Here is a 25535-nt window from a genome sequence, read left to right on the forward strand (position 1 = left end):
CGGTATTAGACCCCGTTTCCAGGGCTTGTCCCAGAGTGAAGGGCAGATTGCCCACGTGTTACTCACCCGTTCGCCACTAATCCCCTCCCGAAGGAGGTTCATCGTTCGACTTGCATGTGTTAAGCACGCCGCCAGCGTTCGTCCTGAGCCAGGATCAAACTCTCCGTGAATGTTTACCGGTACTCCGGTGAAACACACACGAGAGCGGAACCACGAACGGAATAGGTCCGTGGTTCACAGCGTCCTCGCTGTGTGTGCCACCCCGACCGCTTGGGCCGTGGTGGGCTTTTCAAAGGAACCTCATCCTCCGGAGTGTCTCCGGTGGACGGGGTATCAACATATCTGGCGTTGACTTTTGGCACGCTGTTGAGTTCTCAAGGAACGGACGCTTCCTTTGTGCCTGTTTCACCAGGCTCTCCGGGCGCTTCCCTTCGGTCTTGCGTTTCCGACTCTATCAGATCCTTGCGGGCCCGATTTTCGCCGGTGCGTTTCCGCCTTTCGGCTTCTTCGCGTTTCCGACTCTACCAGATCCGTTTCCGTCTCTGGCCCCTGTCGGAGCGGGGCGGCCGCTTCGCTTTCGCTTTTCGGCCTTTCCGACTCTAGCAGATCCGATTTCGTTCCGTTGCCGGTCCGAATTCGTTTCCGATTCCCTGTCGGAAGGGGTTCCGCCGGGGTGCGGCTATTTGTGCTGCCGCGCCTTTCGGCGTGATCACTACGTTAGCGGAATTCCTCGTTGACGCATAATCACGTCACGGTGCGAATTTCGGCATGCCGAAATCGTTCCCGGTGAGGGGCCGTGCAGTAGTGGTGTGCCGCGAAGCGGCGGGATGGCTGCCCGGGGCCGTCGGCTCCGTGGCAACTCGGAGAACACTACGGATGGGGTCAGGCCGTGTCAACTCGCGTCAGTCGAGGTCGCTCAGGCGCCCGTCGGCGTCCGGCTGGGCGTCCTCGACGCGGCGCAGAAGGCGGGTCAGTACCTGGCCGAGGAGCTGGCGTTCCGTGCCGGAGAGGTCCTGGAGGAGGTCCTCCTCGAAGACCGAGGCGAGGCGCATCGCCTCGAGCCACTTCTCGCGTCCTTCGTGGGTCAGCTCGACGATGACGCGGACGCGGTTGGTCTCGTCGCGCTCCCGGGTGACCAGGCCCTCGCTCGCCATGCGGTCGATGCGGTGGGTCATGGCCGCCGGCGTGAGGCCGAGGCGTTTGGCGAGTTCTCCGGGGCCCAGTTGGTAGGGGGCGCCGGAGACGACGAGGGCCTTGAGGACCTCCCATTCGGCGTTGCTCATGCCGAGCGTGGCGGTCTGCCGTCCGTAGGCGACGTTCATCCGCCGGTTGAGGCGCTGGAGTGCGGAGACGACCTGCTCCACCTGGGGGTCGAGGTCCTGGAATTCGCGCTGGTAGGCGGCGATCTGTTCCTCGAGGCTCGGCTCGGCGTCGGCGGCCGCATCGGAGGGCTCAGGCATGCGGCGCAGTATGGCATGGAAGTCATTGGCGTTGAAGTTCTTCACCGTGTACTCTTTAACTTCGAACTTTAGAGTTGAAGTCTTCAGGGTGAGACTGTCCGGGCTCGGACCGTCTCGCCCTGGTGCCTGTCCCGGCTCCGTGGTTCTCCCCCTGTTCTTCTGACGACCTGACCTAGGTAGGTGAGTGTGACCACCGCGATGGGCGCCGCGTTGCGCCGAATCCAGCTCGGGAACGCGCTGAGCGCGTTCGGGAACGGCTTCACCGTTCCGTATCTGTACGTCTACGTGGCGAAGGTGCGGGATCTCGGGCCGAGTACGGCCGGTGTGGTGCTGGCGATGCTGGCGGTGGCCGCACTGGTCGTCCTGCCGCTGACCGGTCGGGCGATCGACCGGCGCGGACCACTGCCGGTGGCCCTCGCCGGTACGGTCTCCGCCGCGGCCGGTTCCCTGGGGCTGGGGCTGTCCGCGACCGAGCCGCTGGTCATCGCGTCGGCGATCGCGCTCGGGGCCGGCATCGCGGTGATCCAGCCGGCGCTCGCGACGATGATCGTGTGGTCCTCGACGACGCTGACCAGGTCACGGGCGTTCGCCACCCAGTTCTTCCTGAACAACCTGGGGCTGGGCGTCGGTGGGCTGGTCGGCGGGCTGCTGGTCGACGAGACGCACGCGTCGAGCTTTGTGCGGCTGTTCGCCATCGAGGCCGTGATGTTCCTGGTGCTCGGCGCGGCGGTGGCGACCGTACGGCTGCCGCGGGGGCCGAAGGTCGAGGACGCGGTGCCGACCGAGGAGCGGGCCAAGGGTGCATGGCGGGCCCTGTTCGCCGACCGGCGGATGGTGTGGCTGTGCGTGCTGGGGTTCGTGCTGTTCTTCGCCTGCTACGGGCAGTTCGAGTCGGGGCTGGCGGCGTACGCCACCGAGGTCACCCGGATCGCGCCGTCGAGCCTGGGCATCGCACTCGCGGCCAATACGGCGGCGATCGTGGCGGCGCAGTTCGTGGTGCTCAAGCTGGTCGAGGGGCGGCGCCGCAGCCGGGTGATGGCGCTGGTCGGGGTGGTCTGGACGGTGGCGTGGCTCGCCGCGGGGCTGTCGGGGCTGGTACACGGCGCGCAGATGGTGGCGACGGTGCTGCTGATCTCGACGTACGCGCTCTTCGGCATAGGTGAGTCGATGCTGTCGCCGACGGTGGCACCGCTGGTGGCCGATCTGGCGCCGGCCTCGCTGATCGGCCAGTACAACTCGGCGTTCGCGCTGGTCAAACAGCTGGCGCTGGCGGTCGGCCCGGCGGTGGGCGCGCTGATGGTGGGACACGGGATGTACGCGGCGTACATCGGGATGCTGGTGCTCTGCGCGCTGGGGATCACCGGGCTGTCGCTGTGGCTGGGGCGGTTGCTGCGGCCGGCGCAGGACAATCCGCACCGTGCGGTGGCGGCGGTGCCCGCGGCGCGGGTGCCGGCCGAGCCGGCGGCGGTGCCCTGCGGGACCTGAGCCGGCTGACGACGCAGCGGCCCCGGCACCGGTCCTCTCGGACTGGTGCCGGGGCCGCTCTGTCGTACGGCTAGCCGCGGGGCAGCGCGAATTCACACCAGACGGCCTTGCCGCCGCCCGGGGTGCGACGGGAGCCCCAGGACGAGGCGATGGTGGCGACGATGGAGATGCCCCGGCCGGCCTCGTCGACGGGCTCGGCGCGGCGGCGGCGCGGGAGGTGGTCGTCGCCGTCGGTGACCTCGACGATCAGCCGGCGGTCCGTACGGCGCAGGCGCAGGCGCATCGGCGGGGTGCCGTGCTGGAGGGAGTTGGCGACCAGCTCGCTGGCGGCCAGCACGCCGAGGTCGTGCAGCTCGGGTGAGAAGCGCCAGGAGGCGAGGACGCCGGAGGCGAAGGCGCGGGCGCGCGGGGCTGCTTCGGTGCCGCCGTGGAGTTCCAGGGCGGCGTTGTGGAAGAGCTCGGCGTCATGGCCGGTGCGGGCGGGGTGCTGGAGGACGAGGATGGCGACGTCGTCGTCGTGGGTGGCCGTGATGCCCAGGGAGCGCAGCAGCCGGTCGCAGACGATGTCGGGGGCGCCGGCCGCGCCCGCGAAGGCGCGCTCCAAGGCCTCGACACCGTGGTCGATGTCCTTGTCGCGGCGCTCCACCAGGCCGTCGGTGTAGAGGACGGCGCTGCTGCCGGGGCCCAGGGGGACGGAGCCGGAGGTGTGCAGCCAGCCGCCGGTGCCCAGGGGCGGGCCGGTCGGTTCGGCGGCGCGGCGGACCGTGCCGTCCTGGTCGCGGACGAGGATGGGCAGATGGCCGGCCGAGGCGTAGACCAGGCGGCCCTCGTTGGGGTCGTGGACGGCGTAGACGCAGGTGGCGATCTGGCTGGCGTCGATCTCGGCGGCCAGGCCGTCCAGGAGCTGCAGGACCTCGTGCGGCGGAAGGTCGAGGCGGGCGTAGGCGCGGACCGCGGTGCGCAGCTGGCCCATGACGGCGGCGGCGCGCACCCCGCGGCCCATGACGTCGCCGATGACCAGGGCCGTGCGGCCGGCGCCGAGGGTGATGACGTCGTACCAGTCGCCGCCGACCGCGGCGTCCGTGCCGCCCGGCTGGTAGGTGGCGGCGACGCGGAGGTCGTCGGGCTGCTCCAGTTCCTGGGGCAGCAGGGAGCGCTGGAGGGTGACCGCGGCCTCGCGCTGGCGGGCCTCGCTGGCGCGCAGCCGCTCGGCGGACTCGATCTGGTCGGTGACCTCGGCGCCGAAGACGAGGACGCCCTTGTGCGGGGCGACGCAGGCGACCTCGGGGTCGGGGGCCGGGCCGCTCGCGGCGACCTCGATCGGGGTGCAGGTGAAGGTGTAGTAGCCGTCGCGGGTGCGGTCGCCGCCGGCGCCGCCGGGGACCTTGCGGGACTTGACGGTGCGTGGTTTGCCGCTGCGCAGGACCTGGTCCATCAGGGGGAGCAGGCCGAGGGCGTCGAGTTCGGGGAGGGCTTCGCGGGCGGTGTGGCCGGCCGGGCGCGGGCCGAAGACGGCGGCGTAGGCGCCGTTGACGTAGGCGAGGCGGTGCTCGGGGCCGTAGACGACGGCGACCAGGGCGGGGATGGTGCCCAGGATGTCGTGGACGGACAGGGCGTCGACGGTGGGCGGCAGGGTCGCGGGGACGCGGTCCTGGGAGGGGGCCGGATCGGGGCGCTCGGCGCGGGCGGCGGGGACGGAGCCGGTGGTGGCGGCGGCCGTGGGGGCGGGCGGGACGCCGTCGGCCGCGGGCGCGGCGGACGGCGCCGGGGCCGCGGTGGGCGGGACGGCCGGCGTGCCGGGCGCGGGGCGGGGTGCGGCGCGGTCGGACCGGGCGGCGGCGCGCCGCTGTGTGCCGGGGAGTCTGGCGCTCCAGCGCGTGAAGATCACGGAGGGGTACCTCTTACTTCGCGTCGTCGCGCGGGATCGGGCCGTCGGCATGGCGGGACCGCCCGGCCGGGGGCCGGTAGACGGTCGGCTGGGGACACTCTCGGCGCCCTTTTGCGGAATGCAGCAAACGTCCTGAATCCTCGTGATTGTCACTCTTTGCAGATACGAGCCCACCCATGGTCACACGTCCAGTGTGGCCGACCGGACGGACATCCGTCAGACGACGGGGTGCCGCTGTGGAGTTCCGCGCTCCGGAACCTCCGGCCGGTCCTGGGCCGACGGCGCGTCAACTCGTGTGGCCGTACGGCGCGTCAGCTGGCTTCGTTGTGCCGTCCGGTTCCCGCGGCGAGTTCGAACTCGGCGCGCGGGTTCTCCAGCGAGCCGAGCGACACGATCTCGCGTTTGAACAGGCCCGCGAGGGTCCATTCGGCGAGCACCCGGGCCTTGCGGTTGAAGGTCGGCACCCGGCTGAGGTGGTAGGCGCGGTGCATGAACCACGCCGGGTAGCCCTTCAGCTTGCGCCCGTAGAGGTGCGCGACGCCCTTGTGCAGGCCGAGGGAGGCCACCGAGCCGACGTATTTGTGCGCGTAGTCGACGATCGGGCCGCCGCGTACCGACGCCGCGATGTTCTCGGCGAGGACCTTGGACTGGCGGACGGCGTGCTGGGCGTTGGGGGCGCACAGGGCGCGGGGTTCGTCGGGTCCGGCGGGCGGTCCGGCGGTCAGGTCGGGGACGGCGGCCGCGTCCCCGGCGGACCAGGCGTGGGCGACGCCGTCCACCTGGAGCGCGGGGGTGCACAGGACGCGGCCGTGCTCGTTGAGCGGCATCTTGGTGGCGGCCAGGAGGGGGTGCGGTTTGACGCCGGCGGTCCACACCAGGGTCCGGGTCGGGAACCGGGAGCCGTCGCTGAGCTGGACGATCCGTTTCTCACAGGAGTCCAGCCGGGTCTCCAGCCGTACGTCGATGTTGCGGGCCCGCAGCTCCCGTACGGCGTAGCGGCCCATCTCCTCGCCCACTTCGGGCAGGATGCGGTTCGTCGCCTCAACCAAGATCCACTTCATGTCCTCGGGCTGGATGTTGTGGTAGTAGCGGACGGCGTAGCGGGCCATGTCCTCCAACTCGGCCAGCGCCTCCACGCCCGCGTAGCCGCCGCCGACGAAAACGAAGGTCAGCGCGGCGTCGCGGACGGCGGGGTCACGGGTGGAGGAGGCGATGTCGAGCTGTCCGAGGACGTGGTTGCGCAGTCCGATGGCCTCCTCGACCGTCTTGAAGCCGATGCCGACGTCGGCCAGGCCCGGGACGGGGAGGGTGCGGGAGACCGAGCCCGGCGCGAGGACCAGTTCGTCGTACGCCACCTCGACGGCGCCGTCGCCGGTCTCCTCCGCGGCCAGGGTGGTGATGGTCGCCCGGTGGTCCTCGTGGTCGAGGGCGGTGACCTCGCCGATGACGACCTTGCACTGGGGCAGCACCCGGCGCAGCGGGACGACGACATGGCGCGGGGAGATCGAACCGGCCGCGGCCTCGGGCAGGAAGGGCTGGTACGTCATGTACGGCTCGGGGTCGACCACGACGACCTCGACGGTGCCCTGCCGGAGCTCCTGCTTCAGCTTCCGCTGCAATCGCAGGGCGGTATACATCCCCACGTAGCCACCGCCGACAACGAGAATGCGCGTGACGTCTTCCGAAGACACAGTCTTCACAGAGGTTCTCCTCGCGGTGTCGACCTGGCCCCGGGCGGCACCGACCCGCGAGCCGGCCGACGGCGCGGCCGGCTTCGGGGAGCTGCGCCCCCGGGAAAGCACAGCACTGTTCCATGACGCACCCCCGGCGCGCCTTTGTCCACAGGCCCGTCGAAATGTATGACCGGGCGCCGCCCCGCCGACGGAACGGCGCATTCCGCGATTCCGGGGCGAGCGGTGCTGGTCAGGGGGCCGGTGGCGAGGAAAATGCGGGGGCGTTTTCGGGGCGGATCAGACGCCTTGGGCCGATCGGGGGGCGCATTGCGCGGAACGCCCCCTTCATTCTTGACCCCGGCTCAACTATGTTCGTATCTCGTTGGGGTGCACCCTCTCGTCGGTACGCCCTGACTGTCAGGGCGGGGAGTCTCCGGGGGGAGACGTCATTACCGGGGGATCACTATGCACATTCAGGGCTCTCAATGGCCGTCCAACGTCGCGGTGGCCCATGCCGCCGACGGCGCCGGGAGCGGCAGTGAGCACGGCAGACCCCACAGCAACGGCACCGCGGTGACCAGCGGTGCCGGCACGGGGACGGGCGGCCGCAGCACACCGCTGCGGGTGGACGCCCAGCGCAATCTGGAGCACGTACTGCGCGCCGCACGCGAGGTGTTCGGCGAGCTGGGGTACGGCGCGCCCATGGAGGACGTGGCGCGGCGGGCCCGCGTCGGAGTCGGCACGGTCTACCGCCGGTTCCCGAGCAAGGACGTCCTGGTCCGGCGGATAGCCGAGGAGGAGACCTCACGGCTGACGGACCAGGCGCGTACGGCACTGGGCCAGGAGGACGACCCGTGGTCGGCGCTGTCCCGTTTTCTGCGGACGTCGGTCGCCTCGGGTGCCGGGCGGCTGCTGCCGCCGGGCATTCTGCGGGCGAGCGCGGGCGCCGAGCGGCCCGCCGATCCGGTGGCGGAGGACGCGGGAGCGTCCCGGGTGCCGGACGGGCTGAGCGAGGCACGGGTGCCGCAGCAGCGCACGGCGCCCGGTGCGGACGGGGTGTCCGCCGAGGTCCGGCGGGACGGCCAGGAGGGCGGGCCGGCCGAGGCCGCCGAGGAGACGACCGGGGCCGACGCCTTGCTGGAGGTCGTCGGGCGGCTCGTGGAGCGTGCCCGTGCGGCCGGTGAGCTGCGCGCCGACGTGACGGTTTCGGACATCCTTTTAGTCATCGCCACGGGCGCGCCCACGCTGCCCGATCCCGGTCAGCAGCAGGCCGCGTCCGCGCGGCTGCTGGAGATCCTGCTGGAGGGGCTGCGCTCGCGCCCGCCCCACTGAGGTCCGGCGGCCGGCCCCGTCCGGAGGGACCCGGGCGCCGGGGCCACCGGGCGGGGCCCGGCTGCGAGAAGCCGCCGCCCGCGGGCGGCGGCACCTCACGTTCGTATGCCGAGAGGCGCCTGGGGGTGCCCGGCACAACAGTGCCCGTACGGGGTGCGCGCACGGTATCGGCCGTCTGCGCGGCATGGCCCGTACGGGTGAACGCCCGTGCGGTCGTCCGTGTGTGCTCCCCGGACGGGTGGCGGGCCGTCAGGACCCGCAGCCGCCGGGTCCCGGTGTGGCACGCTTGCGCGGTATTCCGTTGGGACAGCGGTTTCGGGAGCCTCGGCGATGGATGTTGACGGGCGGGACGGGCAGCGCGAAGGCGAGGCCGGGGCGGGCGAGCGGGCCGGGCGGCCGCCCGGCCGGAGCGAGCCGTCGGGGGCCGCCGCCCCCCCGGCTGCGGGCGAGCGGGCCGAGGGCCGGCCGGACGCGGGGCACAGCGTCCCGCCGCAGCGGGACCCCGTCCGCCGCGCGGCCCCGGCCGCCGGCTCCGGGGACGTCGGACTCCCGCCGTCCGACGCCCAGTTGCTCTCCGATCTGCGGGCCGGCGACGACAGCGCGTACGAGGAGCTGTACCGCCGGCACGCTCCGGCGGTCCGGCGTTACGCCCGCGGCTGCTGCCGGGACGTGCACACCGCGGAGGACCTGACCGGCGAGGTCTTCGCCCGCACGCTGCAGGCGGTGCGCGGTGGGGCGGGCCCGGAGTCCGCGGTGCGCGCCTATCTGCTGACGACCGTCCGCCGGGTGGCCGCGTCCTGGGCGCAGAGCGCGCGGCGGGAGCAACTGGTCGAGGACTTCGCGGTGTTCGCGGTGTCCTCGGCCGGTGCGTCGGGGGACGACGCCGCTCCGGACCTGGGCGCGGAGGTGCGCGCCATGCAGGAGGCCGAGCGGTCGATGGCCGTACGGGCGTTCCGCAGTCTGCCGGAGCGCTATCAGACGGTGCTGTGGCACACCGCGGTCGAGGACGAGTCGCCGAGCGAGGTGGCCCCGCTGCTCGGGCTGACCGCGAACGCCACCGCCGTATTGGCGCACCGCGCCCGCGAGGGCCTCCGGCAGGCGTATCTCCAGGCGCATGTCAGCCAATCGCTGACCGCGGGCGGCGACTGCGCCCGGTACGCGGACCGGCTCGGCGCCTATGCCCGCGGCGGGCTGCGGATGCGGGCCGAGCGGGGGCTCCGCAGGCATCTGGACGACTGTCCCCGGTGCCGGCTGGCCGCGCTGGAGGTCGCGGACGTCAATCAGCGGATCGGTGCGCTGCTGCCGGTCGCGTTCATCGGCTGGCTCGCCGCCGGGTACGCCGTCAAGACGGCGGTGGCGGGTGCCGCGGGGGTGGCGGCCGGTGCGGCCGCGACCGCCGGGAGCGGTGGTTCCGGGGCATCGGGAGGCGCGGGTGCCGCTGTGGGCAAGGGGCTGGGCGGGGCGGTCAAGGCGGGGCTCGGGGTCGGGGCCGCGGTGGTGGTGGGTGCGGCGCTCTCGCTGGCGCTGACCGCCGCCCCGGAGCCGGCGCCGGAATCCCGGGCCCAGGCTTCCCGGCCGGGTCCGTCCGCGCCGCAGCGGCCGGCGCCCGGGCCGTCGCATTCCGCGCTGCCGCCGGCGAGCGGCGCCGCCCCGGGGCCGGACCGCACGCACCGCCCGGAGCCGCACCACAAGCCCGGCTCGCGGCGGACGCCCGCGCCGACGGCGTCCCCCCAGGAGCCCTCGCCCACCCCGACGCCCGCGCACCCGACGCCACCCGGCGAGCCCACACCGCCGAAGCCCACACCGCCCGGGCCCACGCCGCCGGACCCCACCCCGACGCCACCGCTGCCCGCCCCGGCCGCCTACCGGGTCAGCGCGCTCGCCCATGACGTCCTGGGCGACGGCAGCAAGCCGGAGGTGCGCACCCTGGAGAGCAGCTGGCTGTGGCAGCGGCGGGCACCGCGGATCGCCGGCCGGACGTACCCGCACGGGGTGAGCGTGCACGCCCGGTCCTCGGTGACCATCGACCTCAACCGCCGGTGCACCGCCTTCGACGCCATGGCGGGCGTCGACGACCTCGGCGCGGGGCCGGGCGGGCTGCGCTTCTCCGTCTACGCGGACGGTGTGCGGCTGTGGCGGTCGGGGGTGCTCCGCGGTGCGGAACCGGCCGTACCGGTGCACGTCCCGCTGGCGGGCCACCGGACGCTGCGGCTGGTGACCGATCCGGCGACGCCTCTGGGCGGGGCGGCGCTGGCGGACTGGGCGCAGTCGACGATCATGTGCCGCTAGGCGTCAACAGCCGCCGTTCCAGGGACAGTCGGGGAGGCCACCCGGCCCTCGCCCGCGCCGGGTTCAGCCCAGCCGTGCCCGGGGGACCACGCCTGCCGCGACCGCCTTCTGGCGCGGCGCCCCCGCGCCCGTCCAGCACGAGCCCCGGCGGGCCACCAGACGGCGCAACCACAGCTCCGTGGAGACGAGTTCGGCCAGCCCGTCCAGTGGCAGGGCCGCGCCCTCGGCCGCCGACCGCAGTGCCCTGCGCACGACCCGCGCCTCCACCAGGCCGGCGTCGGCCAGCAGCGGGGTGTCGAAGAGCCGCTCCAGGTCGGCGACGGCGCCGCGCAGCCCGGCGCGTACCGAGGCCGCGTGGGTGAGCTGCGAGGTGGCGCCCCAGCCGGGCGGCAGGTCGCGGACTCCGGCCCCGGCCAGTACGGAACGCAGCACCGCGGCCCGTGCCCCCGGCTGCACCCGCAGGGTGTCCGGCAGGGCACGGCAGGCGAGCACCACCTGGTTGTCGAGGAACGGGGCGTGCAGCCGCTGGCTGCGGACCTCGGCGGCCTGCTCGAAGACGCGGTGGTCGGCGGCCTGACGGGCCAGCGCGGCACGGGCGCGGCGCTCACCGGGACGGCCCGCGGCGGGCGAGCGGTGCGCCGCCTCGCTCAGCCGAACCGATACTTCAGCCAGCGCCTCGCCCGTGAGCCAGCGCGCAGCGGGCCCGGGGCGGCACCAGGCGAGCGCGGCCAGGGAGGCGTCCACGGCCCCGCCGGCCACCGGCTCGTCGGCGAACTGCCGCTCCAGGAGGCGGCGCGCCGTATCGGCGAGACCGGCCGCGTACGGCATACGGGCCAGCCTGCGGGCGGCGCGGTAGACGGTGAAGGGCACCAGGACGGACTGCGCCGAGGCGCCGTCCGCCTTGGCCAGCGCGGTGACCGGGCGCAGCAGATGGCGTCGGCGGCGGTCCATGAGGAGGTCGGCGAGCCGGGCCGGATGGGCGTCGAGGACCTGGCGGGCGCCGTGTCCGACGAAGTGGTCCGCGCTGCCGGCCAGCAGCCACCGGCGGTGGCGGCTCGCGGTGGTGAGGGAGGGGCCCGGCTCGTCCGTGAGCGGGCCGCTGCCGAGGTCGGCATACGGGAGGGCCTCTTCACCGGCGGCGACGACGACATGGTGCAGCCGCGGGTTGTCGGCGAGGGTGCGGGCCCGCTCCAGTTCGGCGTCGTGGCAGTCCTGACCGCCCTGGGTGGCACGGTCGTTGAAGGTGACGGCCAGGAGGCGTTCGCCGTGGCCGTTGAGCCTTCCGGGCCGGCCGGGAAGACCGGCGGCCAGCAGGGCGAGGGTTCCGGAGGCGCTGCCTCCGGAGAGGTCGGCGCCGACTCCGGGAGCCGGTGCGCCGCGCGCCGCGCGCCGCTCGGCGGGTCCCATGCCGGGGACCGGGCCGGGGTCGAGGCCGTCGAGCGCGTCCGGATCGGGGACGTGCCGGGGTCCGGCCAGCCGGGCGCGGACCGCTTCGACCAGGGCGTCGCGGACGCCCTCCACGGCCTGTTCCGGGGCGAGTTGGGGCGCGGCGACGGCGAGTGAGGCGGTCGGTTCGAAGGAGGTGAGGTCGCCGGCGCCGCCGCGCAGCACCAGGGCGTGGCCGGGCGGGACGCGGCGGACGCCTTCGTACGGCGTGCCGGCGCCGAGCGCCTCGGGGATGTCCGGGCAGGCCAGCAGCGCGGCGAGATGGCCGATGTCGAGACCGGCCTCGACGAGGTCGGCGAGCGGGAGGGCGGCGGTGGCGTAGGCGGTGCCGCCGGCCCAGGGGGTGTGGAAGACGGGGCGGGCGCCGGCCAGGTCGCCGGTGACGGTGATCCGCCGCCCCACCTGGACGACGGCGGTGTAGCTGCCGGGCCAGGCGGTGAGGTGCCGCAGTGCGCCCCCGCGGGCCGCGAACAGGCCCACCTTCAGCTGGTCGTCGGTGGCGCCGCAGACGCCGAAGACCGCGAGCCGGGTGTCGGGGTCGGCCTGCACGACGCGGACCTCGTCCGGCCGCCAATCGCCGACCGCCCAGAGGGGGTCGGGTCCGGGCCACAGGAGCTGGGCGCCCACGGGGAGGACCGTGTGGCGCTCGTCGCCGGCCGCCGGTCCCGTGGCGGCACTGCTCCACCCCACCAACCAGCGCATCGCCGCCTCCACCCGATGTCCCCGTGCGCCGGGGCCAACGGCCACCCCGTACCGCGGTTCGCCCGGCCGGTCACCGAGCTGTTGTGCGGACCATGCTGCCATGACAGCGGCCCGGGAGAGGCGCCGGAGCGGGCCTGTGTACGGGCAGTTGGCGGGGTGCGCGGCCGCGGGGTGCCGGCGGCGGGCCCGGGGGAGGTGTCATGTCCGCACCGTGCGGGCGGGCCGCGGGCGGCGGAGCGGACACGGCGAGGTGCCCGCGGGACGGCCGCGCCCGCCGGTCCGGCGGCACGCCCGCACGCCGGGCGCGGGCACGCTGCCGCACCGGCCCCGGAAGGCCCCCCGTGTGGCCCCCGAGGCGGCTTCGCGGGCGCGGCGGCGCGAAAGCGTCATCCGTCGATTTTCGGCCAAAGTCCGTTGCCTACAGCCCAGTTGACGCTTCCAGGCGCCCTGTCGGCCGACGGCCCGGCCCGCCGGCATCCGTTCCGTGCGACGGTCCGGGAGGCGGGCTGCGCCCCCCGGACCGGACCGTCACCCGCGGGGAAATGAGGTGACGGTATCCCCCAGCCCACTGGCTCCAGTGCAGCGGGCCGACCCACGCAGAAGCCATGCAAGCGCCCCCGGAAGCGGGCGGCCAGCGCGCACGGACGGGCGCACGGGCACACGTACCCGGAGCACATGCCAATTCCCGCACCCCTGTTTGAACACGAATCTCGCCATCCGGGACACCGACACTTAACGGTCGGGATGCGGCGAACTACTCTGGGTGGACGCATGCCCCGGGGTACCGGGGCGGCCGTCGCTGTGTCGAGGGGTGCGCATGTCCAGGGATATACGCGGGCCGAACGAAAAGCTCGGCACCGTTCTCGCCCTCGCGGGTATCAGCAATGCCGGACTGGCGCGCCGGGTCAACGACCTCGGTGCGCAGCGCGGACTGACGCTTCGTTACGACAAGACGTCGGTGGCGCGGTGGGTCTCCAAGGGGATGGTGCCGCAGGGCGCCGCGCCCCATCTGATCGCGTCCGCGATCGGCAGCAAGCTCGGCCGTCCGGTCCCGCTGCACGAGATCGGGCTGGCCGACGCGGACCCGGCACCCGAGGTCGGCCTGGCCTTCCCCCGCGATGTGGGCGCCGCGGTGCGTTCCGCGACCGAGCTCTACCGCCTGGATCTGGCCGGACGGCGGGCCGGCGGGGGCGGCATCTGGCAGAGCCTGGCCGGATCGTTCGCCGTCAGCGCGTACGCCACCCCCGCCTCGCGCTGGCTGATATCCCCGGCGGACAGCTCGGTGGCGCGGGCGGCGGCCGAGGCCCGCGACAAGGACGCGGCGGCGGCCGGTGAGGCCGGGATTCCGCAGCATGTCGGGCACAGCGACGTCAGCAAGCTGCGGGAGGCTGCCGAGGACGCGCGCCGCTGGGACTCCAAGTACGGCGGCGGGGACTGGCGTTCCTCGATGGTGCCGGAGTGTCTGCGGGTGGACGCGGCGCCGCTGCTGCTCGCCTCGTACAGCGACGAGGTGGGCCGGGCGCTCTTCGGGGCGACCTCCGAACTCACCCGGCTCGCGGGGTGGATGGCCTTCGACACCGGCCAGCAGGAGGCGGCACAGCGCTACTACATCCAGGCGCTGCGGCTGGCCCGCGCGGCCGCCGACGTCCCGTTGGGCGGCTATGTCCTGGCCTCGATGTCCCTCCAGGCGACCTACCGGGGCTTCGCCGACGAGGGCGTCGACCTCGCCCAGGCCGCGCTGGAACGCAACCGCGGACTGGCCACGGCCCGGACGATGAGCTTCTTCCGCCTGGTGGAGGCGCGGGCGCAGGCCAAGGCGGGTGAGGCGCGGGCCTGCGAGGTGGCGCTGAAGGCCTCCGAGGGCTGGCTGGAGCGCTCCCGCGGCGGCGACCCCGACCCCTCGTGGCTGGACTTCTACTCCTACGAGCGGTTCGCTGCCGACGCCGCCGAGTGCTACCGCGATCTGCGGCTGCCGCGCCAGGTCCGCCGTTTCACCGAGCAGGCGCTGTCCCGGCCCACGGAGGAGTTCGTCCGCTCGCACGGTCTGCGCCTCGTCGTGTCCGCCGTCGCCGAACTGGAGTCCGGCAATCTGGACGCGGCCTGCGCGGCGGGCACCCGCGCGGTCGAGGTGGCCGGGCGGATCTCCTCGGCCCGCACCACCGAGTACGTCCGCGATCTGCTGCACCGCCTGGAGCCGTACGGCGACGAGCCCCGGGTGGTCGAGCTGCGGGAGCGGGCGCGACCGCTGCTGGCGGCGCCTGCCTAGGGTGGCCGGGAGGGGAAGCGGCCCGGAAGGGAAGGCCCCGGAAGGGAAGCCGTCCGCCGGGCCGCACGGTCCGCGCGCGCTCCGGCCGGGATTCCGGCCGGGATCATGCGCTCCGGAGCCGCCCGATCGGCATTGTCAGTGCCGGCCGTCATGATGGGATACGTCGTCGGCGATGATGCGCGGGTCCGTGGCGACGGGCCGGCCTGCGGTCATGCGGTTGGGGAGGTGCAGTGGCGGCGTACGACTGCGATGTGCTGGTGATCGGTGCCGGCATCGTCGGGCTCTCTACGGCGTACGCGCTCACGCGTGCCGCGCCCGGCACGCGTGTGGTGGTGCTGGAGAAGGAGCCCGGCCCGGCCCGCCATCAGACCGGGCGCAACAGCGGTGTGATCCACAGCGGCATCTACTACCCGCCCGGTTCGCTCAAGGCCCGCTTCGCCCTCCAGGGCTCCGCGGAGATGGTGAAGTTCTGCACCGAGCACGACATCCCGCACGAGGTCACCGGCAAGCTGATCGTCGCCACCGACCGCAGCGAACTGCCGCGGCTGCACGGCCTCATCCAGCGCGGCCGTGAGCACGGCCTGCCGGTGCGCGAGCTGGGCCCCGCCCAGATAGCGGAGTACGAACCCGAGGTGCGCGGCCTGGCCGCCATCCATGTCGGCACGACCGGCATCTGCGACTTCGGCGCGGTCGCCCGCCGCTTCGCCCGCCTCGCCGGGGACGCCGGTGCCCGCGTCCGGTACGGCTCCGAGGTGACCGCCATCGGCCGCCGCCCCGGCCGGGTGGCGGTCCGTACGGCCGACGGCACGGTCCACCGCGCCCGCGCGCTGGTCAACTGCGCCGGTCTGCACTGCGACCGGATCGCCCGGCTGGCCGGCGACGCCCCCGGCATGCGGATCGTCCCGTTCCGCGGCGAGTACTTCACCCTCGCCCCGGACCGCGCCTCCCTGGTCAACGGCCTGGTCTACCCGGTCCCCGACCCGGCCTTCCCGTTCCTCGGCGTGCATCTGACCCGCGGCACCGACGGCGCCGTGCACATCGGCCCGAACGCCGTCCCCGCCCTGGCCCGCGAGGGCTACGACTGGCGCACGGTCCACCCCGCCGAGCTGGCCGGCACCCTCGCGTACCCCGGCTCCTGGCGGATAGCCCGCCGCCACTGGCGCTACGGCGCCGGCGAGCTGCACCGCTCGGTCTCCCGCCGCGCCTTCGCCGACGCGGTGCGCCGCCTGCTCCCGGCCGCCCGCGAGGAGGACCTCCTCCCGGCCCCGGCGGGCGTCCGCGCCCAGGCCGTCCTCCCCGACGGCACCCTCGTCGACGACTTCCTCTTCGCCGAGTCCCCCGGCATGATCCACGTCCTCAACGCCCCGTCCCCGGCCGCCACGGCCTCGCTGCCCATCGGGCGGGAGGTGGCGCGGCGGGTGCTGGGGGTGCTGGGCACGGGGCGCGCCTGACGCGACCGGCTCCCGGCCCTGCCGCGCGTCCCGGAATCCGGAGGGCGGAGGGACGGGAGCCGGGAGAACCGCTGCTCCGGTGCCGTCAGCCGTTCGGTGCCTTGAAGGCCTGGATGCTCGTCTTGTCGTGGTTGAGCGACTCGCCCTGGAGGTAGAGCGTGTTCTCGCGGGGGTGCCAGAAGAGCGACATGCTGGTCGGCGGCGGCAGCTGGTGGTCCGGGTCGTAGACCGCGCCCAGCACCTTCTCCTTGCCGTCCCGCACGTTGATCGAGATCAGCAGCGGGTCGCGGGCGGACGCGCCGCTGTCCGGCGAGTTGGTCACCGCGACCGCTCCTTCGGTGTCCAGACCGGCGGTGGCCACCTCACCGCGCTTCTTCCACAGCAGCTTGCCGGTCTTGAGGTCCATGGCGGCGATGCCGTCGCCGTCCCCGTAGCCGGTGATCATCACCTGCTCGTCCTCGTCGACGAAGGTGCTGCGCGGCTCGAAGGTCAGGTCCCGCAACTCACCCGACAGCGCGAAGGACTTGTTCGGCTTCCCGGTGTCCGAGTAGGTCTGAATCGTGCGGTTGGGGTTCGGCTGCCCGGGGTCCTGGTCCATGAGCAGCGTCAGCGGCCAGTCCGACAGGACCTTCTCGACCGCTGCCGTCTCGCCCTTGATCTTCGCGTGGATGCTGGTGACCTCCAGGTCCTGGAGGTCCAGCTGCTGCTTCGGCTTCGCGTCCGAGCAGTCGCTGGAGACGGCCAGGTGCTCGGGGCTCAGCCCCACCCAGTTGCTGCAGATGTGCCCGCGCGCGGTCAGCTCCCACTTCTTGGCACCGCCCGCGAGGGAGAAGCCGGCGTAGGTCCGTCCGATGGCGACGGCGACCACGTTCTTGTTCACGACGACCTGCGGCTTGTCCTCCTCGGCCCCGTCGGACGAGAGGTTCTTCGACCACAGGGTGCGCCCGGTGTCCGTGTCGACGACGGAGAGATACGAGCAGTCGTCGCCGCCCGCGTCGAACACCACGGCGCCCACACCGTCGTCGCTCGCCGTCTTGGACAGCGCGCAGACCTCACCGGCACCCTTGGGCGTCTTGACCTTCCAGGCCTCCTTGCCGCTCTTGCGGTTGTAGGCCCGCACACCGCGTTCGTCGCCGAAGACGAGGTCGTCGCTGTTGAACCACATCGAGCGCATGCCGTTCTCGTCCTCGGCCTGCTCCGCGGAGGCGGGCGACGGGGCCTCCCACAGCCGCTGCAGCGCGTTCGCGGGCCGGTCGGGCTTCTCCTCGGAGTCGCCGCCCGCCAGCAGGAAGTACCCACCGCCGCCCAGGACGGCCAGCGCGACCGCCACGATGCCCAGGATCGCCGGCACCGGCAGACCACTACGGGGCGGCCCGCCGGGTGTGCCCGGTCCGCCGGCGAACTGCGGGGCCGCGGGCCCGCCGGGGAACGGCTGCGGCGGGCCCGGCACCTGCCGGCCGTAGGGCGCGGGGGCCTGCGGTCCGCCGTGGGCAGCGGGCGGAAACGCGTAGCCGCCCTGCGGGGGCGGAGTCTGCTGCGGGGGATAGGGCGACGCGCCCTGGCCGGGCTGCCCCGGATATCCGGCGCCGGGCGCGCCCTGGGGCTGGGCGGGGCCGGGTGCCGCGTTCCCGTAACCGGGAGCCATCGGCTGGGCGACGCCCGGCTGCTGTGCCTGCTGCGGAGCGGGCGGGGGACCGGCCTGGCCCGGGGTCGGCGCGCCGGGCGGCGGTGTTCCCGGCACCCCCTGGCCGGCGGGTTGCTGCGGCTGCCCCGGATACGCGGCGCTTCCCTGGCCACCCTGCGACACGATGAACCGACCCCCTGATTTTGTTGTGACGGATGCAGCGACGCATCGTATGCACCCCGCTGCGCACCGCGCCAACGCCCTTTCCCGGCGACGTCCTTGTGCCCCCGCGGCTTCGCCGGCCCGCCCCCGGCCGCCGGACGACCGCCGCCGGGCGCCCTCCCGCCCGGCCCTGCGCCCGCGCCCGTAGAATCGACGCACTGTGTCCGAGAACCCCGTCACCCCTGAAACCGGCCCGTCGGCAGCCGACGCTCCGGAGGCCGTCCCCCAGAAAGCCCCCGGCCTCGGGGCCACCGCCGTCTCGGCCGCCGTCCCCCGGCGCGGGGAGCCCATGTTCCCCGACGGGACCGGTCCCGCGGCCGACCCCGCGGGCTCGCATCACGAGCGGCGCATCCGTTCCTTCCAGCCCCGCCGCAGCCGGGTCTCGCCCAGCCAGGCCGATGCGCTGCGCCGCCGGTGGGCGACCTGGGGGCTGGACATCGACGGGCGCTCCCGGATCGATCTCGACGCCTTCTTCGACGGGCGTCCGGTCGTGCTGGAGATCGGCTTCGGCATGGGCGAGGCCACGGCGCAGATGGCCGCCGCCGACCCGGACACCGGCATCCTCGGCTGTGATGTGCACACCCCCGGGCAGGGCAATCTGCTCGGTCTCGCGGAGCGGAACGGCCTGTCCAACATCCGGGTGGCCAACGGTGACGCGATCATCCTGCTGCGCGAGATGCTGGCCCCCGCCTCCCTCGCCGGGCTGCGCATCTACTTCCCCGACCCCTGGCCGAAGAAGCGCCACCACAAGCGCCGCCTCATCCAGCCGGAGTTCATCGCCCTGGCGACCACCCGGCTCGCCCCCGGTGCCGTCGTCCACTGCGCGACCGACTGGGAGCCGTACGCCGAGCAGATGCTGGAGGTGCTCTCCGCCGAGCCGACGCTGGAGAACCTCCACCCCGGCTTCGCTCCGCGCCCGGACTTCCGGCCGCTCACCAAGTTCGAGGGCCAGGGCCTGGACAAGGGGCATGTCGTCCACGACCTCCTCTTCCGCCGCCGCGACAGGTAGCGCGACGGTCCCTCGCTAGGGTCGATGGGTGTACCCGTCCCAACCGCCCCCGCACCCGCCCGTACCGCCCCCGTACACACCGCACACGTACGAGCGCACCGCCGCGCGGCACCACCGTCCGACGGTGCCCTGGCGCAGCAGGACCCTCCGCGCGGTCGCCCTGGTGTCGCTGCTCGCGCTCTCCGGCGTGATCATCGTCGGCATGGTCCGCCAGGAGACCGGCACCGAAGGGTTGCTGGTCGGTCTGGGCCTGGCGGTCTTCCCGGTACCGCTGCTGGTGGCGGCGTTCTGCTGGCTCGACCGCGTCGAGCCCGAGCCCTGGCGCAACCTCGCGTTCGCCTTCACCTGGGGAGCCTGCGCGGCCACCCTGGTCGCCCTCCTCGCCAACGGCTTCGCGACCGACTGGCTGGCCGCCAACATCGCCTCCGCCTCACCCTCCGAGGCCGAGGCCTGGGGCGCGACGCTGATCGCCCCGGTCGTCGAGGAGCTGGTCAAGGCCGCCGCCGTGGTCCTCCTCTACCGCTTCCGGCGGCAGGACTTCGACGGCATCACGGACGGCATCGTCATCGCCGGCATCACCGCCACCGGTTTCGCCTTCACCGAGAACGTCCTCTACCTGGGCAACGCCTTCGGCGAGGACCAGTCCCTGGGCCACTCCGGCCTGGACTCCCTCACCGCCGGCACCTTCTTCCTCCGCATCATCGTCTCCCCCTTCGCCCACCCGCTGTTCACCATCCTCACCGGCCTCGCGTTCGGCATCGCCGCCACCCGCTACCCCCGCCGCCGCAAGGCCCGCATCGCCCTCGCCGCCCTCGGCCTGCTCACCGCCGTCCTCCTGCACGCCATCTGGAACGGCGCGTCCGCCCTGGGCGACCTGGGCTTCCTCATCGTCTACGGCCTCTTCATGGTCCCGGTCCTGGCCGCCCTGACCTGGCTCGCCATCTGGGCCCGCACCCAGGAACTGCTCTCCCTGCGCGGCTACCTCGCCCCCTACATCACCGCCGGCTGGCTCGCCCCCACCGAACCCACCGCCCTCTCCTCCCGCAAAACCCGCGCCCTGGCCCGCACCCTGGCCCGCCGCACCCAGGGCCCCGCCGCCGCCCGCGCCGTCACCGAATACACCACCATCGCCACCACCCTCTCCTTCCACCGCCGCCGCGCCCACCTCATGGGCCCCACCCCCGACTTCACCCTCCGGGAACGGCACCTGCTGGAGCATTTGCGGGAGTATCAGGCGTGGGGGCGGGCGGCGCTGGAGGACGCGTGGCGGGCGCGGGAGGGGTGGTAGGGGTTGCCCCGAGCCGGGAGGCGCCGAGGCCTCAGTGCGCCGGCTCGTGTGCGTCGGCCATCCCCCATTTGACCGCTGAGGCGGAACCCGCCCAGCCGTCGGACGTGCGCCAGATGGACCCGATGCCATGCGCCTCTAGGTAGTCGGCGTAGGCGCCGATGCTCTCCGAGAACAGCCCCAGGAGATGCGGCTCGGGCCGGCCCTTTTGCAGGTAGTAGAAGTGGCGGTACTCCAGCAGTTGTCCCACTGCCTCACGCACAGCCTGTGTGGCATTGCCCTTCTTCACTGCCTTGGCCTCGACCAACCACTCGTCATCACCTGCCCGAAGCACCAGATCCCGCGGATACACCTGCTCGGTGATCGGCGTGAAGCCCCGTTCCCAGATGTACGGCCCAAAGCGCCGGAGCAGCCCCTCATTTCAGCAAGGCGCGAAAAGTGCCCCGTCCCGTCGGTGGACAGGTAGCAGGGCCGGCCTGCTGGGCTCAGCCAAGGCAGCAGTCGCAACGACTGCGTGGCCCTCTAGACCTCAGACAGCACGGACTGTGCGGCCCTTCTCTCCGTTCCCGACTCCGCTTGAGCCAAGGATGCTTGAGCGTCACGAAGGAGGTGCGGGAGAAGTTCCCCGAGAACGTCGCGGTGATGCGGGGCGGAGTGTCGCGCCTGCCACGCATGGGCGATCCGGTGCTTCAGATGGGTGGCGGGCGGCGCCTGGCGCACGGTCGTCAGCGGGTAGGTGTTGAGGGCGTCCCGTACCTGCGGGAGTCGAGCATGGCCAGGACCGGCGAAGAGCGAGATCGACGTCGCTCGGCTGCCCACAAGATCAGCGAGGCTCGGCACGCGGGGGGCCTCGGCGATCCGCAGGACCATGGGGAGTTTGGGCATCTGGAGCCGTCCCCCCTCCACCTGCTTTACCCAGCTCGGCGACTTCCCCAGCAGACCAGCGAGAACGGTCCGGCTCATACCGCGGCGCACGCGGAGAACCTGCATTCGCTGGCCAAACGCGATCGGCTCGTAAGGCAGTTCCGGAGTTGCATCAGATGACACGTTCGGCCCCTCTCTGCACACTCAACGTCACCGCCAGCGTACGGGTTCGGAAGCGGCTCATTGCAGTGCTTGGCACGCTCAACAGCGTTGCGGCACACCCACCATGGCGCCGGCTAGTGCGACGTAGAGTCAGGAAAAGAGCAGGCTTCGTTTTTCTTCGCAGAAGGGACGCGTAATGGCTGGGATTTCCCCCGCAGCAGTAGCCGCCACCGGTCTCCTGGGCGGCTACGCCGTTGCCCGCTGGAGCAAGAAGCGCCCCCTCGGCGGGGTTGCGCTGGTGGCTGCCGGGGCCGTGGCGGCGCGGGAGTGGCGGGAGAGGGCAGGGAATGTGACGGCGGCGGCCTTGGGTGGGGCGTATGTCGCCGCGTTCGCCGGGTCGCATCCGTTGGCGAAGAAGATCGGGGCGTGGCCTTCGGTGTTCGCGGTGGCGGGTGGGATGGCCGTGGTGTCGTGGGCCGTGGTGGATCGCCGGGGGTAGAGAGGTAGCGGAGGAGGGGAGGAGCGGGGCAGGTGACGCTGCCTCGCTCCTCTCCGTAGGGGCGTGGCCGGGTCGGTCAGGTCCGTAGGGGCGTGCCCGGGTCTGTCAGGCCGATGCCTCGTCCAGGAGGTCGAGTTCGGGCTTCGTCAGGGTTACCTCGCTCACCGCCAGCAGTGCCGGGAGCTGGGCCGGAGTGCGGGCGCTGGCGATGGGGGCCACGACGGTGGGCTGGGCGGCGAGCCAGGCGAGGGCGATGGTGGCCGGTTCTGCGCGGTGGGCGGCGGCGACGGTGTCGAGGGCCTGGAGGACGCGGCGGCCGCGGTCGGTGTCCTGGTACGGGGCAGCGCTCCCGGAGCGGTCGCTGTCGACCTGGGTGCCCGGGCGGTACTTGCCGGTCAGGAAGCCGGCGGCGAGCGCGAAGTACGGCACCGCGCCCAGGCCGTGGCGGGCGGCGACCTCGGCGAGTTCGCCCTCGTAGGTGCCGCGGGAGACCAGGTTGTAGTGGGGCTGGAGGGCGACGTAGCGGGCCAGGCCCTCGCGGGCGGAGCAGGCCAGGGACTCCTCCAGGCGCTGCGCCGAGATGTTGGAGGCGGCGATCTCGCGGACCTTGCCGGCCCGGACGAGGTCGTCGAGGGCCGAGAGGAACTCCGCGACCTCGACCGACTCGTCGTCGTAGTGGGTGTAGTAGAGGTCGATGTAGTCGGTGCGCAGACGGGCGAGGGAGTTGTCGACCGCGGACTTGATCGTGGCGGGGGACAGACCCTTGTAGCCGGGGAGGGCGCCGACCTTGGTGGCGATGACGACCTCGGAGCGGTTGCCGCGGGAGGCCAGCCAGTTGCCGATGACGGTCTCGGATTCGCCGCCCTCGTTGCCGGGGACCCAGGCCGAATAGGCGTCGGCGGTGTCGATGAAGTTGCCACCGCCCGCCACGTACGCGTCGAGCACGGCGAAGGAGGCGGCCTCGTCAGCCGTCCAGCCGAAGACATTGCCCCCGAGGGAGAGCGGGGAGACGGAGAGGGAGCCGAGGGGCTTGTGTGTCGCGGTCATGCGTAGACGCAGCGCCGGTGGGAGCGGAGTTATTCCTTCCGTTTCCCCCGGCGCTGCCCCGCCCCTGCCCCGCCCCTCAGACGTTGATCCCGTGGTCCCGCAGCCAGGGCATCGGGTCGATCGGGTCGCCGGCGTCGGGGCGTACCTCTAGGTGGAGGTGGGGGCCGGTGACGTTGCCGGTGGCGCCGACGCGGCCGATGACGTCGCCGGTGTTGACCTTGCCGGAGGTCTTCACCATCGAGGAGAGGTGGCAGAACCAGAGTTCGGTGCCGTCGTCGAGGGTCAGGACGATGCGGTAGCCGTACGAGCCGGCCCAGCCGGCCTGCGTGATGGTGCCGGAGTGCACCGCCTTGACGGGGGTGCCGGTCGGCGCGGCGAAGTCCTGGCCGGTGTGGTCGGCGGCCCAGCGGTCGCCTGCCTGGCCGAAGCCGGCGGTGAGCGTGTAGGAGGACACCGGGGCGATGAAGCTCTTGGCCAGTTTGGCGAGGCGTTCGGCCTCCGCCTTCTGCCGGGCCGCTTCCTCCGCCTTGCGCTGGGCCTCCATCTCGGCCGCCTTCTTGGCTGCTGCGGCCTTTTCGGCCGACTCCTGTCGGTCAGCGGCTTCCGTCGCGGCCTGCTGGACCGCGGCCTTCTCGGCGGCGTCACGGGCCTCCTGCTCGGCGGCGTCCTGCTGCGCGTCGGCCTGCTGGAGGATGCGGCTGCGCAGCGCCTCGCCGGCGCCCGTGTCACCGCCGGTGTCCGCGCTCGCGTGCATGGTCCGGGTGAGCGGCCCGGCGGGCGCCACGCCGTCGACGGGAGCCGAGGCGGCCTCGGCGGACGCGGTGGCGGAGTCGTCGTCGGATATCAGCTCGCCGATACCGGGCAGCGACTTCGCGTCCGGCAGCTTCTCGGAGAGGTCGTCGGCCATGCCGCCGACATCGGGCATCGAGATCGGCACCGGCGGACGGTCCTCGGCCGAGGCCATTCCGCTCGCACCGACCGCGGCGATGACGCCGACACCGAGGACGGTGCCGCTCCGGGAAAGTCCGCCGCGCTGCTTGGCCACCCGGTGTTTGCCGCGGACGGAACGGGTGGATTCCTCGGTGGGATTCCACTCCTCCCACGGTCCGCCGTCATCACTGGTGCCGGGGCCCGGGAAAGCACCTCGGTCGTCGAGCTCGTAGCCGGACGGGGACTCGGGGGCAGGCCTGTTGGACGCCACGGGGGCGCACTCCTTTCCTTCCTTCTCGCCTACCGGGTTAGCTGACGGGTTCGGAGCAGGAAGGTCTCCTACGGACGCCCGCTGGCGGAGGGCGTCCGATTCACCCCAAGGAAGTTGGTTCCCCGGTTCCCTTGGTGCAGTTCGAAGTGCTTGGGGGTGCGTGAAAAGCGCGTGCGGGATTCGGCGTCGGCGCGCGGTGCCGCCTCTTGCGGCGGCTGGGACGACCGCGCTGCGTTATCGGACAGTAATAGAGATGGCGACCGAATTCCAAGCGTTCCCACGAATCCTTGTCGGTGCGGTACGCCCTGGTCGCAGGGACTTTTTCGGCCACCCCGGCCGTAAACCGGGCGAGTTGGCCGTGCGCCGCTAAACGATCTCCGGCGGATTGTGCACCAGTCGTTATGCGGAGGGGCGCCCCTCGGTCACGGAGGGTGAGAGCGTAACGTCGGATCATGGTCGTCGACGTCGGGAACACCGGGCACGCCGGGCGTGCTGCCGGTAATGCGTGGGGAGTGGCGGAGCGGTACCGGGAGTTCTCCTGGTGGGAGGCCCGGGGCCGGTCGGAGGCGCACGAGGAGCTGAGCGCGCGGATCAGCCAGGACGCGGAGCTCTGCGACCTGCTGTCCGGATCGCTGCCGGCCGGCGACAAGCAGCAGCCGGACCTCCTGCTCGCCGCCGTCCGCCATCTCGACGGCCCGCACGCCGAGTCGGGCCCGCGCGGCGAGTCGGCGTACGGACGCTGGCGCGAGTGGACGATCCGGCACTGGGACGAGGTGCGCGCGGTGATCATGCAGCGCACCGCCCGGAACGACGAACCGGCCCGCTGCGCCACCCTGCTGCCGCTGCTCGCCCGTCTGCCGCAGCCGCTGGCGCTCCTGGAGGTGGGCGCGTCCGCCGGGCTGTGTCTGCACCCCGACCGCTATCGCTACCGGTACGAGGACGCGCACGGGGACGAGGACGCGTACGGGGAGGGCCACCGCGCGGGCGCCCTCCGGGCCGAGCTGGGCGCGCCGGAGAGCCCGCTGGTGCTCACCTGCCGTACGGGCGGGGCGGCCGGCGAACTGCCCGAGCGGCTGCCGCAGATCGTCTGGCGGGCCGGCATCGGCCTCGACCCGCTCGACCCGGTGGCCGAACCGGACGATCTGCGCTGGCTGCGGGCGCTCGTCCGGCCGGGCGACGAGGAGCGGGCGGCCCGGCTGTCGGCGGCCGTCGAAGCGGTACGGGCGGCGCCGCGGCCGCGGATGGTGCGCGGCGACCTGATCGACGAGCTGCCCGCGCTCGCCGCCGAGGCACCGCCCGAGGCGACGCTGGTCATCTTCCACAGCGCGGCGCTGGCGTACCTCCCGCCGGCCCGCCGCGAGGAGTTCGCGCGCCTCGTACGGTCGCTGCTCGACGCGCGGCCCGGCGGCGGCCACTGGGTCTCCAACGAGCACCACTCCGTGCTGCCGTGGCTCACCGAAACCGCACCCCCGTCGCCCCGCCCGGACGGCGCGCGGCTGCTGACCCTCGCGCTCGACGGCCACCCGGTCGCACGCACCGGCCCGCACGGCCAGAGCCTGCACCACCTCCCCGGGGCGGCGGACCTCCCGGGCCGCTGAGCGCGTGGGGCGGCGAGCCCTGCGCACGCCGC

The 25535-nt window shown here is 73.3% G+C and carries 18 protein-coding genes, 1 rRNA gene and 1 riboswitch; of the genes, 9 read left to right on the forward strand and 10 right to left on the reverse strand.

Going from position 1 to position 25535, the window contains the following annotated elements; all coding sequences use genetic code 11:
• Positions 1-170: ribosomal RNA gene (locus tag ACGFN2_RS19555) — 16S ribosomal RNA — on the reverse strand; the annotation flags it as partial.
• Between the two features lie 732 nt (positions 171-902).
• Positions 903-1460, reverse strand: coding sequence for a MarR family transcriptional regulator (locus ACGFN2_RS19560; RefSeq protein ID WP_362608734.1), 558 nt, complete (start codon positions 1458-1460; stop codon positions 903-905).
• A gap of 186 nt (positions 1461-1646) precedes the next feature.
• Between ACGFN2_RS19560 and ACGFN2_RS19565 the strand changes: the two genes are divergently transcribed.
• Complete coding sequence (locus tag ACGFN2_RS19565) at positions 1647-2945, forward strand: MFS transporter (protein ID WP_393362415.1); 1299 nt, start codon at positions 1647-1649, stop codon at positions 2943-2945.
• A 70-nt stretch (positions 2946-3015) separates the two neighbouring features.
• On the opposite strand, the gene ACGFN2_RS19570 is transcribed toward ACGFN2_RS19565, so the two are convergent.
• Together ACGFN2_RS19570 and ACGFN2_RS19575 are read right to left on the reverse strand one after the other, a co-directional pair.
• Complete coding sequence (locus ACGFN2_RS19570; RefSeq protein WP_393362048.1) at positions 3016-4833, reverse strand: SpoIIE family protein phosphatase; 1818 nt, start codon at positions 4831-4833, stop codon at positions 3016-3018.
• 311 nt (positions 4834-5144) lie between these two features.
• Positions 5145-6524 carry an NAD(P)/FAD-dependent oxidoreductase gene (locus ACGFN2_RS19575; protein ID WP_393362418.1) on the reverse strand — a complete coding sequence of 460 codons (1380 nt, stop codon included), beginning with the start codon at positions 6522-6524 and terminating at the stop codon, positions 5145-5147.
• Positions 6525-6971: 447 nt separating this feature from the next.
• On the opposite strand from ACGFN2_RS19575, the gene ACGFN2_RS19580 reads away from it, so the two are divergent.
• Both ACGFN2_RS19580 and ACGFN2_RS19585 read left to right on the forward strand, forming a co-directional pair.
• Positions 6972-7838, forward strand: coding sequence for a TetR/AcrR family transcriptional regulator (locus ACGFN2_RS19580; RefSeq protein ID WP_393362051.1), 867 nt, complete (start codon positions 6972-6974; stop codon positions 7836-7838).
• Positions 7839-8168: 330 nt separating this feature from the next.
• Positions 8169-10127: a sigma-70 family RNA polymerase sigma factor gene (locus ACGFN2_RS19585; protein WP_393362054.1), complete on the forward strand. Its 1959-nt coding sequence runs from the start codon at positions 8169-8171 to the stop codon at positions 10125-10127.
• A 63-nt stretch (positions 10128-10190) separates the two neighbouring features.
• Here the strand turns inward: ACGFN2_RS19585 and ACGFN2_RS19590 are convergent, their stop codons facing one another.
• Positions 10191-12275 (reverse strand): asparagine synthase-related protein, encoded by a 2085-nt coding sequence (locus ACGFN2_RS19590; RefSeq protein WP_362608727.1) that lies wholly within the window; start codon positions 12273-12275, stop codon positions 10191-10193.
• 817 nt (positions 12276-13092) lie between these two features.
• Here ACGFN2_RS19590 and ACGFN2_RS19595 point away from each other — a divergent pair.
• Both ACGFN2_RS19595 and lhgO read left to right on the forward strand, forming a co-directional pair.
• Positions 13093-14541, forward strand: a complete 1449-nt coding sequence (locus ACGFN2_RS19595) for an MFS transporter (RefSeq protein ID WP_362608726.1) — start codon at positions 13093-13095, stop codon at positions 14539-14541.
• Positions 14542-14771: 230 nt separating this feature from the next.
• Complete coding sequence (gene lhgO / locus ACGFN2_RS19600) at positions 14772-15992, forward strand: L-2-hydroxyglutarate oxidase (RefSeq protein ID WP_393362057.1); 1221 nt, start codon at positions 14772-14774, stop codon at positions 15990-15992.
• Positions 15993-16077: 85 nt separating this feature from the next.
• Here the strand turns inward: lhgO and ACGFN2_RS19605 are convergent, their stop codons facing one another.
• Positions 16078-17799, reverse strand: a complete 1722-nt coding sequence (locus ACGFN2_RS19605; protein ID WP_393362060.1) for a PQQ-binding-like beta-propeller repeat protein — start codon at positions 17797-17799, stop codon at positions 16078-16080.
• 199 nt (positions 17800-17998) lie between these two features.
• Between ACGFN2_RS19605 and trmB the strand changes: the two genes are divergently transcribed.
• The gene (trmB, locus tag ACGFN2_RS19610; RefSeq protein WP_393362063.1) at positions 17999-18847 is read left to right on the forward strand and encodes a tRNA (guanosine(46)-N7)-methyltransferase TrmB; all 849 of its coding nucleotides are present in this window, start codon (positions 17999-18001) and stop codon (positions 18845-18847) included.
• Positions 18848-18875: 28 nt separating this feature from the next.
• Positions 18876-20135 (forward strand): PrsW family intramembrane metalloprotease, encoded by a 1260-nt coding sequence (locus tag ACGFN2_RS19615; protein WP_393362066.1) that lies wholly within the window; start codon positions 18876-18878, stop codon positions 20133-20135.
• A 31-nt stretch (positions 20136-20166) separates the two neighbouring features.
• Here the strand turns inward: ACGFN2_RS19615 and ACGFN2_RS19620 are convergent, their stop codons facing one another.
• Entirely contained in the window at positions 20167-20394 is a 228-nt protein-coding gene (locus ACGFN2_RS19620; RefSeq protein ID WP_393362069.1) for a hypothetical protein, read from the reverse strand.
• Between the two features lie 260 nt (positions 20395-20654).
• On the reverse strand, positions 20655-21122 hold the full coding sequence (locus ACGFN2_RS19625) for a helix-turn-helix domain-containing protein (protein WP_393362421.1): 468 nt from the start codon (positions 21120-21122) through the stop codon (positions 20655-20657).
• Between the two features lie 232 nt (positions 21123-21354).
• On the opposite strand from ACGFN2_RS19625, the gene ACGFN2_RS19630 reads away from it, so the two are divergent.
• Complete coding sequence (locus ACGFN2_RS19630) at positions 21355-21657, forward strand: hypothetical protein (RefSeq protein ID WP_393362072.1); 303 nt, start codon at positions 21355-21357, stop codon at positions 21655-21657.
• Positions 21658-21762: 105 nt separating this feature from the next.
• Here ACGFN2_RS19630 and ACGFN2_RS19635 read toward each other — a convergent pair whose 3' ends face one another.
• Together ACGFN2_RS19635 and ACGFN2_RS19640 are read right to left on the reverse strand one after the other, a co-directional pair.
• On the reverse strand, positions 21763-22704 hold the full coding sequence (locus ACGFN2_RS19635) for an aldo/keto reductase (RefSeq protein ID WP_393362075.1): 942 nt from the start codon (positions 22702-22704) through the stop codon (positions 21763-21765).
• A 76-nt stretch (positions 22705-22780) separates the two neighbouring features.
• Positions 22781-23905 carry a M23 family metallopeptidase gene (locus ACGFN2_RS19640; protein ID WP_362608709.1) on the reverse strand — a complete coding sequence of 375 codons (1125 nt, stop codon included), beginning with the start codon at positions 23903-23905 and terminating at the stop codon, positions 22781-22783.
• 11 nt (positions 23906-23916) lie between these two features.
• Positions 23917-24072: riboswitch (cyclic di-AMP (ydaO/yuaA leader) on the reverse strand.
• A gap of 285 nt (positions 24073-24357) precedes the next feature.
• Between ACGFN2_RS19640 and ACGFN2_RS19645 the strand changes: the two genes are divergently transcribed.
• Entirely contained in the window at positions 24358-25503 is a 1146-nt protein-coding gene (locus ACGFN2_RS19645; RefSeq protein WP_362608707.1) for a DUF2332 domain-containing protein, read from the forward strand.
• Positions 25504-25535: the final 32 nt, after the last annotated feature.

It is taken from the genome of Streptomyces sp. NPDC048612 (assembly GCF_043199295.1).
Taxonomy (GTDB): domain Bacteria; phylum Actinomycetota; class Actinomycetes; order Streptomycetales; family Streptomycetaceae; genus Streptomyces.

Coding starts and splice junctions, on each gene's coding strand:
- ACGFN2_RS19560 (WP_362608734.1), bottom strand. CDS start 1,460: ATGCCTGAGCCCTCCGATGCGGCCGCCGACGCCGAGCCGAGCCTCGAG.
- ACGFN2_RS19580 (WP_393362051.1), top strand. CDS start 6,972: ATGCACATTCAGGGCTCTCAATGGCCGTCCAACGTCGCGGTGGCCCAT.
- ACGFN2_RS19585 (WP_393362054.1), top strand. CDS start 8,169: ATGGATGTTGACGGGCGGGACGGGCAGCGCGAAGGCGAGGCCGGGGCG.
- ACGFN2_RS19590 (WP_362608727.1), bottom strand. CDS start 12,275: ATGCGCTGGTTGGTGGGGTGGAGCAGTGCCGCCACGGGACCGGCGGCC.
- ACGFN2_RS19595 (WP_362608726.1), top strand. CDS start 13,093: ATGTCCAGGGATATACGCGGGCCGAACGAAAAGCTCGGCACCGTTCTC.
- ACGFN2_RS19625 (WP_393362421.1), bottom strand. CDS start 21,122: ATGCAGGTTCTCCGCGTGCGCCGCGGTATGAGCCGGACCGTTCTCGCT.
- ACGFN2_RS19630 (WP_393362072.1), top strand. CDS start 21,355: ATGGCTGGGATTTCCCCCGCAGCAGTAGCCGCCACCGGTCTCCTGGGC.
- ACGFN2_RS19635 (WP_393362075.1), bottom strand. CDS start 22,704: ATGACCGCGACACACAAGCCCCTCGGCTCCCTCTCCGTCTCCCCGCTC.
- ACGFN2_RS19645 (WP_362608707.1), top strand. CDS start 24,358: ATGGTCGTCGACGTCGGGAACACCGGGCACGCCGGGCGTGCTGCCGGT.